We start from the raw sequence: 11,920 nt of genomic DNA on the forward strand, positions 1-11,920 counted from the left end.
TTCGGCAATTCCTGTGTCGACGGTCAGGTGACCGTCCACCGCTGCAGGGCCGATCCCGAGCCGGGCTGCTGGGTCACCAGGGCCCCGTCGGCCGTCGAGGCGGTGGTGAGGAGCAGCCCGCTCCTCACCGAGGCGACGGTGTACGTGCCGTCCGCCCCGCGGGTGAGGGTCCAGCGCTGGTTGGTGCCGCCCGTGCAGGTCCACTGGATCACCTTGGCGCCGACGGCGGTGGAGCCGCCGTTCACGTCGGCGCACAGACCCGACTCGGCGTTGACGAGCTCGTAGGAGCCGTCCGGCTGCCGGGTGAACCTCCACTTCTGGTTGGCCCCGCCGTTGGGGGTGTACGTGATCAGCTGGGTGCCGGCGGTCGTGCTGTGGCCGGGGTTGTCGAGCGCCTTGCCGCCCGTGACGAGCGTGCGCACACCGTCGAGGGAGCCGGGCGCCTCGCCCACGGGCGCGAGGGTGAGGGTCTGCTCGGCGGCGGTGCGCGCTCCGCCGACGCCGCTGCCGCTGCGGTCGGTCCACGAACGGGCGGGGGTGGTCTCGGCGGGCCGGCCCGCGTCGGCGGACATCCCGATCACGAGGCCGCTGTAGCGGTTGACCAGGCGGTACGTTCCCGTGGCCGTGCCGGCGGACGTGGTGCCCGGGACGACGAACTCCGTCACGCACCGCTCCGGCCGGCGGCTCCCGCGCCGGCCGGGGCCTCGTCGGCGTACGGATTCCTGGGCGCGGACACCGGCTCGACCTCGCCCGCGTCGAGTTGCGGCAGCGGGTTGTCCGGATCGACGTCGGTGGGGCGCCACAGGCCCGTCACCGCCGCCCAGGAATCCGTGGGCGGGGCGGCGGCGCCGTGGATCTCGATGCGCATCGGACGGGCGTCGGCGGCGCAGCAGTTGACGGTGAGGCGGCTGAGGTACCAGGTGCCCGGACGGTCGCCGGGCGTGACGAAGCCCATGACCTTCACCTTGCGGCCCCGGATGCTCCAGTTGTCGTTGACCGAGCGGCCGATGAACTCGGCCATCTTCATGGGCACGGTCGGCTGGTTCTCCAGCTCGGCGTAGGTCGTCACCTCGGCGGCGGCCGTCGCTCCGTCGCGCGCCGCGGTGAACGAGCCGAGCGCCGGGGGCGCGAACAGCAGCAGGCTGAGGGCCGGTACGGCGAGCAGCCAGGCCACGCGCGGCGCGCCGTGCCCATGGCCGTGCCCGTGACCATCCGCATCCCCCTCCCCGTGCCCGTGCCCGTGCGCGTGGTGGGCGTCGCGCGCCGGGTCGTGCCAGTACGGCTTCCCGTTCGCGTCGTGGCGCAGCTGCATGACCGGCTGCCGCAGCCGGTCGGCCACCGCGGAGACCAGGCCGGCGACGCCGAGCCCGACGAGCAGCACGCCGGAGAGGATCAGCAGCGACCACAGGCCCTCCTTCACGTACCGCAGGTAGACGTCGCTGCCGACGGTGATCCGCAGCAGAGCCGCGCCGATCAGGAGCAGCAGCAGAGGCGGGACGGGCTTGCTCACAGCAGCACTCCTCCGACGAGTACGCAGCACAGGACGGCCACGACGAACGTGGCACTCGAGAAGCGGATCGCGAACGCCCGGCCGAACGCCCCCGACTGCAGCGCGATGAGCTTCATGTCGACCATCGGCCCCACGACGATGAAGGCGAGCTGGGCCGTGCGCGAGAAGCCGGTGAAGGAGGCGGCGACGAACGCGTCGGCCTCGGAACAGACCGACAGCACGACCGCGAGCAGGGCCAGCAGCAGCACCGCCAGCCAGGGCGAGTCGGTGAACAGGTCGAGCACCGACGGCGGTACGAGGACGTTGAAGGTCGCCGCGGCCATGCCTCCCACCACCAGGAAGCCGCCGGCGTGCAGGAAGTCGTGCTGCAGCCCGCGCCGGAACTCGGTGAGGCGGCTCGCGCCGGGGGTGTGGCCCGTCGGGCCCTTGGGCAGCCGCAGCCACTCCTCGCGCCCCGCCCTGATCCACAGCCAGCCCATTCCGGCCGACGTGATCAGGGACGCGGCGAGCCGGGCGAGGACCATCTCCGGGCTGCCCGGGAACGCGATGGCCGTCGAGACGAGGACGACCGGGTTGACGGCCGGTGCGGACAGCAGAAAGGCGAGGGCGGCCGCCGGGGCGACGCCCCGCCGCATCAGGCTGCTGGCGACGGGCACGGACGCGCACTCGCAGCCGGGCAGGACGACTCCGGCCGCGCTGGCGACGGGGACGGCGAGCGCCGGGTTCTTGGGCAGGGCGCGGGCGAACACACGGGCCGGGACGAACGCGCCGATCGCCGCCGAGACGACGGTGCCGAGGAGCAGGAACGGAATGCCCTGCACCACGATGGCCACGAGGAGCGTGCGCCAGGCACCGACGGCGGCCGCGTCGATCCACGGCAGGGCCACGGGGGCGAACAACACGAGGGCGACCGCGGCCCCCACGAGCAGTGGCGTGGTCGACGCCGCCTGGCTGCCTCGCCGTTCCCCCTTCGGCGCGTCGACCTCCAGGGATCTCGCGGATATCGGTGGCCCCTCGGCCATCGTGGTCTCCCGTCCTCGTGTCCGCGTGATCGCCGGATTCGGCGCACGCCTGTGCGACCCGCGGCGGGGTGCTGTCGCGGGCGGGGACACACTAGCGTTTGATAATCATCTTCATCTAGGCTCGGCCGAATATCGTGTGGCGCAAGACAGTTGGCGACTATCATGCACCGCATGACAAAGGAGCTGTCGACGGCCGGCGACCAACGGCGCAGCCAGCTCCTGCGCGGTGTACTCGACCTCTGCCTGCTCTCGCTGATCGCCGAACGACCCCGGTACGGCTACGAGTTCGTGGAGGCGCTCACGGAGGGCGGCCTGGAGCTGGTGAGCGAGGGGAGCATCTACCCCCTCCTGGCCAGGATGGAGCGCGCGGGGCTCGTCGAGTCGTACCGCGCCCCGTCGTCCAGCGGCGGGGCACCGCGCAAGTACTACCGGCTGTCCGGGGCCGGCCGGGCCGAACTGGAGCACGGCAGGGCGGTGTGGCGGGAGTTCGCCCCACAGGCCGGCCGGATTCTGGCCGGGACGACCGAGACCGAACGACCCACGGGGGAAACGACACCATGACGAACGAGCGCGTGCTCGCGGTCTGCCGCAGCAACTGGGAGTACCGGGGCATCGACGACGCGACCGTCCGCGAGATGCTCGCCGAACTCACCGCCCACCTGGAGGACGCCGCCGCGGCCGGCCGCACCCCGCAGGACGTCGTCGGCCGGGACGTCGCAGCCTTCGCCGCCTCCTGGGCCAGGGCGCGGATGCCGCTGCACCGGCGCGTGCTGCGGATGGCGGCGCTGATCCCGCTCGTCGTCGGCGCGTTGCTGCTGATCTCGCACCTCGTCCACCGGACGACGGCCGTGGACGTCACCGCCGGGCGGCTGGCCTTCTGGCTGAGCATCGGCGTCGCCACCGTCGCCCTCGAACTGCGCCGCGGCTCCCTCGGCCTCGGCAAGAGCTGGATCGTGGCGCTCGTCGTCGGGCTGCCCGTCATGGTCCTCACCGACCAACTGGCCGGTGACGAACCGCTGTTCCTCCTGCCCCTGTGGGGCAGCGCCCTGCTGACGCTGCCGGGAGTCGCGTACCTCGTCGCCGAACGGCGCGGCAGTGCACCCCAGCGCGCGGCCCAGGGGTGACGGTCGCGCCTGCCCTCGTATCGACACCGTAGATCGAGGTCTCCTCGCAGCATGTGAACGACGGTCACCGGACCTCCATCGGCCCCCGTCCGGGCGGGTCACCGGGGCGCCGCGCACCCAGAACCCTTGCGCCTCCGCGCCGTTGGAACACATGAGCATGGCTCAATGAATCGAGGAGGCCGAAATGCCGGATCAGTCCGCCGTGGCGGGCCGCAGTCACCGGGTCCGCGTGGGGGAGCGATGTCGTGAGATCACGGAAGCCCGCTGGTTCGCCACCGCGGTCTTCCTCCTCATCCTCGGCAACGCCGCGGTCCTCGGGGTGGAGACGTACGCCGGTGTCGCCACCCGCTGGCACGGCGAGCTGCAGGTGGTCGAGCACCTCTTCCTGGCCGCCTTCGCGACGGAGATGGTCCTGCGCGCCGGAGTGCACGCGCAGCGGCCCCGGGACTTCTTCCGTGACCCGTGGAACCTCTTCGACCTCGTCGTCGTCCTGGCCGCGTTCGTGCCGGCGGCGCGCGAGAACTCCACGGTCCTGCGGCTGCTCCGTCTTGCCCGCGTGCTGCGTGCCGCGCGCTTCCTGCCCCAGCTGCGGATCGTGCTCGTCGCCGTCGGCCGCAGCCTCCCCGGCACCGTCAGCTTTCTCCTGGTCGGGGCGCTGCTGCTGTACGTGTACGCGATGGTCGGCTGGGTCTTCTTCGCGGCGCACGACCCCGAGCACTTCGGATCCATCGGCCGGGCCGTGCTCACCCTCTTCCTCCTGATGACCCTCGACGGCCTCGGCGACGCCGTCCACGCGGGCCTGGAGATCTCCCGATGGAGCTTCCTCTACTACGTCTCGTACGTCCTCATCGCCTCCTTCGTCCTGGTCAACGTGCTGATCGGCGTCGTGATCAACTCGCTGGAGGAGGCCCGTGAGATCGAGAAGTCGGAGACGGAAGAGGCCGCCTTCGGCGCCCATGCCGGCATGGGCGCGGAAGGCAAGAACGCGGCCGGTAAGGACGCGGCCGACGAGGCGCGGCTGCGCGAGCGGATCGCGGCGGCCCGGCGCGCCCTGGACGACGTCGAGTCGGCACTGCCGCCCCTGCCACCCCCGCGTACGCACGCGCGCGTGGACGGACCACCGGCCGACGAGGCCCGATTCCGGACGTGAGAGCGCGGCGCGGCCACCAGGCCGACTGAGAGGTCACCCTTCGATGACGCTCCGTCATGCCCCATGCCTTGGAGCGCAGTACGACGTTCATGGCCATGACACCAGCAGGAGTTGAGATGAATGCGCTCGTCCCACTCCGAAGGAGTCATCGCCTTGAGAAACGTCCTTCGCCGGATCGGCGTCATCGCCGCGAGCGCCACCCTCGTCGGCGGCGCCCTGTCCGTCACACCGGCCGCCGCAGACGACACCCTCGACGTCCAACTCCTCAGCATCACCGACTTCCACGGCTACCTGCAGCCGCCCACCCCCGGGCAGGGCGGACGCATACCCGCGGGCGGCGGTACCTCGGTCACCGTCGGCGGCGCCGCCTATCTCGCGACCCACCTCAAGCAGTTACGCTCCGGGCACCGCAACTCCGTCTTCTTCTCCACCGGTGACAACTTCTCCGGCTGGCCCTTCGAAGTGGACGCCTTCCAGGACGAGCCGACGATCGAGGTCCTCAACAAGCTGGGCCTGCGCTTCTCGGCCATGGGCAACCACGAGCTGGACGTGTCCCCGGACTTCCTCGTCCAGCACATGGAGCAGGGCCGGTGCTTCGGCACGGTCGGCGTGGACAGCTGCTTCACGGACTCCACCGGACGCCGCTTCCACGGCGCGGACTTCGACTTCCAGTCCGGCAACATCGTCCACGCGCGGACCGGCCGCCCGGTCGTGGATCCGTACCGCATCGAGTGGTTCCGCACCGCCGACGGCCGCAGCGTTCCGGTCGGCTTCATCACCACCACGCTGGAGAGCACCGTCACCGGTTCGACGTCCTACCAGCCCGGACTGCGCGCACTCGACCGGACACGGACCATCGAACGCTCCACCCAGGAGCTCAAGCGCCGCGGAGTCGAGGCCATCGTCCTCAACGTGCACGAGGGCGGTTCACCGAAGTCCGCCGCGACCTCCGGCTACAACGAGTGCGACTCCGCCTACGGGCCGGCCATCGAGCTGGCGAAGACGGTCACACCCGAGATCGACGCGGTCGTCACGGGAGACTGGCACTCGCGCTTCAACTGCATGGTGCCCGACCCGGCCGGCGAGCCGCGCCCGGTCGTCGAAGCGGGCAACCACGGCGCGGTGATCAGCGAGATCAACCTGTCCCTCGATCCCGAGACCGGCGAGGTCCTCAGGGACCGCACCCGATCGGTCAACCACGCGGTGACCCGCGACGTGGCACCGGACCGCGAGGTCCAGAAGATCGTCGACCACTGGGTCGCGCGCGGAGCCGAGCGCTTCGCCGAACCGCTCGCGACGCAGACCGGCTCCTTCACCCGTACGCCGAACGCGGCGGGGGAGAGCACCGCCGCCGATCTGTACGCCGACGTCCAGTACTGGAACGCCAACCGCACGCGCCAGGGGCGGGCCGATCTGGCCCTGATCGCCGCGCGGCCCGTCAGGGGCAGCACCGCCGTACGCGGCGACCTGCCGCACGCCAAGGGGAGCCACCCCGCCGACGCGGACGGCCGCATCCTGTTCGGCGAGTCCTGGAACGCCTACGGCTACGGAAACCCGGTCCTCACCGTCGGTGTGAAGGGAAGCCGGCTGGACGCGATCCTCGAGCAGCAGTGGCAGCAGCAGGCCGACGGCACGGTGACGTTCGCCCCCCTCGCCGTCTCGCACAACACCTCGTACCGCTACGACCCGGCGCGTCCGGTCGGCGACCGCGTCTCGCCCCGCGACGTGCTGATCAACGGCCGGCCGCTGGACCTTGAGCGCACCTACCGGGTCGCCGCGCTCGCGTACACGGTCATCGGAGCCGACGGCTACAGCGCCTTCGCCGGCTACACAGGACCGGTCCGCAACGGAACCGACCACGAGAGCTTCGTGGAGTACCTCAGGGCTCACAAGAGGATCTCCCCGGCGCCCCTGGACCGCGTCCGCGTCAAGAGCCGACTCGCCCGGCCGATCCCGCCGTCGCCGCGCGCTCACGCGCGCGTGGATGGATCCTGGTAGGTAGGAAGGGACGCGCGGCGCTCCGACGCGTCCCGACGGCGCGAGGAGGCAGACCATGACACGGACTCTTGAGTGGACGGTCGGCCTGGAACTGGTCGAAGAGGACGGCAGGACCAAGGCCGAGGCGCGTCTCAACACCGGCACGTCGACCCTCACCGGCCACGGCAGTGCACGGTGCAACCCGTCGGACGTCGACGTACCGGTGATCGGTGACGAGCTCGCCGCGAGCCGGGCCATGAAGGACCTGGCGGGCCAGTTGATGCGCGAGGCCAACCGGGAGATGGAGGCGGTGGGCGCGGGGACCGTACCCCAGCACACCGGACCCGGGTACGGCTGGCCGGAGGCGGTCTCGTAACGGGACCGCCTCGCGCACCGGGCCCGCCGGCCTCCTGCCGGCGGGCCCGGTCCGGTGTCAGGCCCGGGGCCGTTCCGCGTCGTCGTTCGCGTCCTCGTTCGCGTCCGTGCCCTCGTGCTCGTCCTCGTCCTCGTACGTGAGCCGGTCCACGACCTCCACGACGCCGTCCACGCTTTCGCAGAGTCGTACGAAGACGGGCGCGAGGTTGCGGCGCTCCAGGGTGCCGCTGAGCGTCACCCGGCCCTCGTCCACGTCGATGTGGAGCGCGGCGGGGGAGACCCCGAGGATGCGGGTGACGACCTCCTCCAGGATCTCCTCCTGGATCGCCCGGTCGCGGCGCAGGAACAGCTGCAGCAGGTCGCTCCGGCTCAGCACCCCGATGAGCTGACCGCCCGCGTCCACCACGGGCAGCCGCTTCACCCGGTGCCGCTCCATGAGCCGTGCCGCCTCCACCGCCGTCCAGGAAGGGCGCGCCACCACCACGGGGCTGGACATCATGGCCTCCGCGGTGCTCGGGCCGCCCTTGGTGGTGTGGCGGCGCAGCAGATCCGCCTCGGACACCACGCCGACGGGCCGGTTGGCCTCGTCGACCACCGGCACCGCGGTGATGCCGTACTCGTCGAGCAGCCGCGCGATCTCCTTGAACGACGTCCCCGGCTGTACGGTCACCGCGGTCGGCGTCATGAGGTCGGCGACACTGCGGTTCCGCATCGTCCGTTCCGTCCCTTCTCCGCTCCTTCGTCCATGATCCCTCACGCGGAGGGGGAGTCGGAGCCGGCGGGAGGTCAGTCGAGCGGGTCGAGGGTCACGTACGCCTGCCGCGGATCGCCGTCGTGCACCAGCGACTCGTGCGCGCCGACGTCGTCGAAGGCGAAGCCGTAGGCCTTGCCGTCCGCCATCTGCGCGTGGATCTTGCGCGCGTAGTGGTTGGTCACCACGTCCTGGTAGAAGCCGGCCGACGAGGTGTCCGGCTGGCTGGAGTTGGTGAGGAGCGTGGAGCGGTTGTAGGCCGCGCAGAGCGTACGGGAAATGGGGCCCCGCACCTGGTCGTTGGGCGCGTCGAGCCGCTTGTAGCAGCCGAAGACGCTGTCGGAGTCGGGCTTCTGGAACGAGGTGACCACGGCGCCGGTGCCGTCGGTGAAGTTCATGACGTCGCCGGAGACGCGGCCGTGGTACTTCACGGACGGCTGGTGGGCGAAGGGGGAGACGGTGAGCGTCGAGGACGCGTACCTGGCCCAGACGCGGTCGATGTAGTCGTTCATGACGGTCGACGGCAGCGCGCCGGCCTCGATGCCGTGTCCCGGTGCGAGCGCGCGCAGGACGGTGCCGTCGGCGCGGGTCTGGATGAGGTTCGCCCAGCCTCCGGGCTGGCCCCGCAGCGCGTTGAAGAAGCCCCGGTAGCCGCCCGGCTTGAGCCGCCCGGTGCTGACGACACTGCCGTCGGGACGCTTGAGGCCGACGGCGTACGGCGCCGAGACCATGTCGACCTGGGTGCTGTTGATCCACAGACCCGCGTCGTTGAGCGTGTACTCGGACCAGTTGAAGAGGATGTTCCGGTTGGGGTCGCCCGGGTTCTGCACGGCGGGCTGCACCAGGCCGCCCGTCGCGAGCTTGAAGACGAGCTTCTGGCCGTAGCTGAAGTAGATCCGGCCCGAGAACTTCGGCAGCCGGATCGTCATCGACTGCCCGGCGGCCGGCCCGGGGATGGCGGCGTCGGGCGCGGGGACGGGGACGGAACCCCCGGCGGGCCAGGGGTGGAAGGTGCCGTTCGCGTCGGCCCACCCCTGGCGGCCGGTGGAGAGTTCGGTGCCGAGGTTGTAGACGTACACCGGCTCGCCGCGGCCGGAGTTGTTCGTGAAGGTGAGCGGAATGGTGGCCGGGACGGCGGCGGGCGCGGCCTGGACCGTGGGGGAGGGGCCGGCGACGGTGACCGCCGTGCCGATGAGCGCGGCGGCGGTGACGGGGGCGAGCAGCGTGAGCCTGCGCCGGTGGCGGGTGGGCATGGTGGGGGGCTCCTCGGAGTGGGGGATGGGGGCCGCGAGGATCTGAGAGCGCTCTCAGAATGGTGAGGATGTGATGACCCTGTCAATCCTTCGGATACTCCTCCGCCGGTTCGGCGCGCGGCGGGAGAAGCGCTACAGGGGCCAGGCGCCGCGCTCGTGCAAGCGGAGCACCAGCGCGGCGATGTTCCACGCGTCGTCCTCGCCGCGGTGGTGCCGCCCCTCCAGCGGCAGTCCCGCGATCTCCAGGGCCCTGGCCATGCCCGGGCGCCTGGGCAGCCCGTGCGCCTGTGTGAACACGGCCTTGGCGTTCGTGTGGCGGTGCCCGAAGGGGTACTCCGTACCCGTCGCCCGGCACTGGTGCGTGAACTGGTTGCGGTCGTAGTCGCCCCAACTGGCCCACGGGCGCGCCCCGCTCGCGTGCTCGGCGGCAAGCAGCCGGCAGGCCGCCGCGAAGTCCAGTCCGGTGTCCACCTCGGCCTGGGTGAGGCCGGTCAGCTCGGTGCAGAAGGGGCTGACCGTCGAACGGGCGGGTTTCACCAGCACCCGGTGCCGGGCGATCCGTTCGCCCGCGTCCAGGTCGACGACGGTGAGCCCGATCTCGATGATCTCGCTCACGGCCCCCGGCGGCCGCTTCCCCTCCCAGCAGGTCGCCTCGATGTCGACGACGTTCACCCAGCGTCTGTGGTCCATGGCGACGAGGCTAGGCAGGCGATACGGGCCCCGGCATCCGGTTTTCGGCCCGGCGGGCTCCGAACCGGCGGGCTCCGAACCGGCCGGCTCCGAACCGGCGGGCTCCGAACCGGCCGGCTCCGAACCGGCCGGCTCCGAACCGGCGGGCTCAGTCCAGGTCCAGGATCTCCCGCAGCGCCGCGACCGCGTGCGCCCGGTGTTCGTCGAGCCAGCGCACGGCGGCGTTCTCGTCCCCGTGGCGTACCGCCGAGATGACCGCCCGGTGCTCGCGCACGGCCAGCTCCCGGTGGGGGACCTCGGTGTAGTACAGCGAGCGGTAGGCGTCCGTGGCGTCCCACAGGGTGCGGATGAGGCGGACGAGGCGGGGCATCCCGGACGCCTCGATCAGGGTGAAGTGGAAGCGGCGGTTGGCCGCGGCCATCTCCGTCACGTCGCCGGTGTCGGCCGCCCGTTCCACCTCCCGCTGGATCTTCTCCAGCCTGGCGGTCAGTCCGTCCTCGGCGCGGGCGACGGCCAGGCGGACCGCCTCGGTCTCGAGCAACTCGCGGATCCGGTAGATCTCTTCCAGGTCCGCGAGGGACAACTCGGCGACGAAGTAGCCCCGGTGGATGTGGTGCACCACGAGGCCCTCGCCCTCGAGGATCTTGAGAGCCTCCCGCAGAGGCACGCGGCTCACGTCGAGCCGGGCGGCGAGGGCGTCCTGGCGGATCTGCCCGCCGGGCCGCAACTCCCCGGCGGTGATGGCGCGCCGCAGCTCCTCGAGGACGAACTGCTGGGCGGTCGGCGGTCGCCGCTTCTGCACCGCGCTGCTCATCGCCTGTGACCCTTCCCTCGGTTTCTCGCCGGCCCGCTGACCTGTGGCGCCGGATCCGTCCATCTTCCTACGGAGTGCGGGGGAGCAGCGCCGGCTCGGAGAGCAGGGACTCCGTGTGCTCGCCCAGGCGCGGGGGAGGGGTGCGGTAGGCCGGCGGGGTGACGCCGAGCGTGATCGGGTTGACGACCTGGCCCGCGCCGGCCGCCTCGGCGGGGACGCGGGGAGCCAGGCCGAGGCGGTCGGCCAGATCGAAGGCGGCGGCGAGGTCGTTGATCGGACCGCAGGGCACTCCGGCGGCCGTCAGCTCCTCGAACCAGCTGTCGGCGGTCCGCTCGGCGAGCGGACCGGCCAGTGCGGCGACCAGGTCCTCGCGGTGCGCGACGCGGGCGGTGTTGGTGGAGAAACGCTCGTCCTCGGCCAGGTCCGGCCGTCCGAGCCGTGCGCAGAGCGTGCGGAACTGGCGGTCGTTGCCGACGGCGAGGACGAGCGGCCGGTCCTTCGCCTCGAAGACCTCGTACGGTGCGATGCTCGGATGCCGGTTGCCCATGGCTCGGGGGACGACTCCGGCGCCGAGGTAGGCCGCCGACTGGTTGGTGAGGGCGGACAGCAGCGAGGTGAGCAGGGAGACCTCGACCCGCTGGCCCTCTCCGGTACGTTCCCGGTGCCGCAGGGCCGCGAGGACGCCCAGGCCCGCGTGGAGTCCGGTGATCACGTCGACGAGCGCGACGCCCGCCTTCGTCCCCTGCCCGCCGGGGTCACCGGTGACGCTCATCAGCCCGCCCATGGCCTGGACGAGCAGGTCGTAGCCGGGCAGATGGGCGCCCTCGGCCGCGCCGAAGCCGGTCACCGAGCAGTAGACGAGCCCCGGGTTGGACGCCCGTACGGTCGCGTAGTCGAGGCCGAGCCTCTCCATCGTGCCGGGCCGGAAGTTCTCCACCAGGACGTCGGCGCGGTCGACGATCGCCCGCGCGGTCTCCAGGTCCGCCGGGTCGGTGAGGTCGAGGGCGACGGAGCGCTTGTTCCGGTTCACCCCGAGGAAGTAGGTGGCCTCGCCGTCCGCGAAGGGGGGTCCCCAGGCGCGGGTGTCGTCACCGGAGCCCGGCCGCTCGATCTTGATCACATCGGCACCGAGGTCGGCCAGGAGCATCGTCATGTACGGGCCGGCGAGGACCCGGCCGAAATCCGCGACGACGATCCCGGACAGGGCGCCCGGGCCCGCCGTCCCCTGCTGATCTGGCTGATCTGCGCGCATGC

The 11,920-nt window shown here is 71.8% G+C and carries 13 protein-coding genes; 5 read left to right on the forward strand and 8 right to left on the reverse strand.

All coding sequences use genetic code 11. The features are described from left to right. Positions 1–23: 23 nt before the first annotated feature. Genes FDM97_RS16420 through FDM97_RS16430 form a run of 3 tightly spaced genes read right to left on the reverse strand, consistent with a single transcriptional unit; the run spans position 24 to position 2,532 of the window. Positions 24–665 (reverse strand): RICIN domain-containing protein, encoded by a 642-nt coding sequence (locus FDM97_RS16420; RefSeq protein WP_254705620.1) that lies wholly within the window; start codon positions 663–665, stop codon positions 24–26. After that, a complete protein-coding gene (locus FDM97_RS16425) occupies positions 662–1,510 on the reverse strand; it encodes a TIGR03943 family putative permease subunit (RefSeq protein WP_137991151.1) in 849 nt (282 codons plus the stop codon). Before FDM97_RS16425 ends, FDM97_RS16420 begins: the two co-directional genes overlap by 4 nt. After that, positions 1,507–2,532 (reverse strand): permease, encoded by a 1,026-nt coding sequence (locus FDM97_RS16430; protein ID WP_137991152.1) that lies wholly within the window; start codon positions 2,530–2,532, stop codon positions 1,507–1,509. Before FDM97_RS16430 ends, FDM97_RS16425 begins: the two co-directional genes overlap by 4 nt. 171 nt (positions 2,533–2,703) lie before the next feature. Here FDM97_RS16430 and FDM97_RS16435 point away from each other — a divergent pair, with 171 nt between their 5' ends. From FDM97_RS16435 to FDM97_RS16455, 5 genes are all read left to right on the forward strand, one after another. Continuing rightward, the gene (locus FDM97_RS16435; RefSeq protein ID WP_254705621.1) at positions 2,704–3,093 is read left to right on the forward strand and encodes a PadR family transcriptional regulator; all 390 of its coding nucleotides are present in this window, start codon (positions 2,704–2,706) and stop codon (positions 3,091–3,093) included. Further along, positions 3,090–3,656 (forward strand): hypothetical protein, encoded by a 567-nt coding sequence (locus tag FDM97_RS16440; protein WP_137991154.1) that lies wholly within the window; start codon positions 3,090–3,092, stop codon positions 3,654–3,656. Before FDM97_RS16435 ends, FDM97_RS16440 begins: the two co-directional genes overlap by 4 nt. Before the next feature lie 184 nt (positions 3,657–3,840). Beyond that, positions 3,841–4,806 carry an ion transporter gene (locus tag FDM97_RS16445; protein WP_137991155.1) on the forward strand — a complete coding sequence of 322 codons (966 nt, stop codon included), beginning with the start codon at positions 3,841–3,843 and terminating at the stop codon, positions 4,804–4,806. Between the two features lie 153 nt (positions 4,807–4,959). Next, positions 4,960–6,804 carry a bifunctional metallophosphatase/5'-nucleotidase gene (locus FDM97_RS16450; RefSeq protein WP_254705622.1) on the forward strand — a complete coding sequence of 615 codons (1,845 nt, stop codon included), beginning with the start codon at positions 4,960–4,962 and terminating at the stop codon, positions 6,802–6,804. A 55-nt stretch (positions 6,805–6,859) separates the two neighbouring features. Continuing rightward, entirely contained in the window at positions 6,860–7,159 is a 300-nt protein-coding gene (locus FDM97_RS16455; RefSeq protein ID WP_137991157.1) for a DUF1876 domain-containing protein, read from the forward strand. A gap of 57 nt (positions 7,160–7,216) precedes the next feature. Here FDM97_RS16455 and FDM97_RS16460 read toward each other — a convergent pair whose 3' ends face one another. The 5 genes from FDM97_RS16460 to FDM97_RS16485 form a co-directional block, all read right to left on the reverse strand. Beyond that, a complete protein-coding gene (locus FDM97_RS16460; protein ID WP_137991158.1) occupies positions 7,217–7,870 on the reverse strand; it encodes a CBS domain-containing protein in 654 nt (217 codons plus the stop codon). A 74-nt stretch (positions 7,871–7,944) separates the two neighbouring features. After that, positions 7,945–9,162, reverse strand: coding sequence for a glycoside hydrolase family 64 protein (locus FDM97_RS16465; RefSeq protein ID WP_137991159.1), 1,218 nt, complete (start codon positions 9,160–9,162; stop codon positions 7,945–7,947). A 132-nt stretch (positions 9,163–9,294) separates the two neighbouring features. Further along, positions 9,295–9,852, reverse strand: a complete 558-nt coding sequence (locus FDM97_RS16470) for a 3'-5' exonuclease (RefSeq protein WP_137991160.1) — start codon at positions 9,850–9,852, stop codon at positions 9,295–9,297. 148 nt (positions 9,853–10,000) lie between these two features. Then, a complete protein-coding gene (locus tag FDM97_RS16480) occupies positions 10,001–10,666 on the reverse strand; it encodes a GntR family transcriptional regulator (RefSeq protein ID WP_137991161.1) in 666 nt (221 codons plus the stop codon). Between the two features lie 67 nt (positions 10,667–10,733). Continuing rightward, a complete protein-coding gene (locus tag FDM97_RS16485) occupies positions 10,734–11,918 on the reverse strand; it encodes a CaiB/BaiF CoA transferase family protein (protein ID WP_137991162.1) in 1,185 nt (394 codons plus the stop codon). Between the last annotated feature and the right edge of the window lie 2 nt (positions 11,919–11,920).

Source organism: Streptomyces vilmorinianum (genome assembly GCF_005517195.1).
Taxonomy (GTDB): Bacteria; Actinomycetota; Actinomycetes; order Streptomycetales; family Streptomycetaceae; genus Streptomyces; species Streptomyces vilmorinianum.

Coding starts and splice junctions, on each gene's coding strand:
- FDM97_RS16455 (WP_137991157.1), top strand. CDS start 6,860: ATGACACGGACTCTTGAGTGGACGGTCGGCCTGGAACTGGTCGAAGAG.
- FDM97_RS16465 (WP_137991159.1), bottom strand. CDS start 9,162: ATGCCCACCCGCCACCGGCGCAGGCTCACGCTGCTCGCCCCCGTCACC.
- FDM97_RS16460 (WP_137991158.1), bottom strand. CDS start 7,870: ATGCGGAACCGCAGTGTCGCCGACCTCATGACGCCGACCGCGGTGACC.
- FDM97_RS16440 (WP_137991154.1), top strand. CDS start 3,090: ATGACGAACGAGCGCGTGCTCGCGGTCTGCCGCAGCAACTGGGAGTAC.
- FDM97_RS16445 (WP_137991155.1), top strand. CDS start 3,841: ATGCCGGATCAGTCCGCCGTGGCGGGCCGCAGTCACCGGGTCCGCGTG.
- FDM97_RS16470 (WP_137991160.1), bottom strand. CDS start 9,852: ATGGACCACAGACGCTGGGTGAACGTCGTCGACATCGAGGCGACCTGC.
- FDM97_RS16485 (WP_137991162.1), bottom strand. CDS start 11,918: ATGCGCGCAGATCAGCCAGATCAGCAGGGGACGGCGGGCCCGGGCGCC.
- FDM97_RS16480 (WP_137991161.1), bottom strand. CDS start 10,666: ATGAGCAGCGCGGTGCAGAAGCGGCGACCGCCGACCGCCCAGCAGTTC.
- FDM97_RS16430 (WP_137991152.1), bottom strand. CDS start 2,532: ATGGCCGAGGGGCCACCGATATCCGCGAGATCCCTGGAGGTCGACGCG.
- FDM97_RS16435 (WP_254705621.1), top strand. CDS start 2,704: ATGACAAAGGAGCTGTCGACGGCCGGCGACCAACGGCGCAGCCAGCTC.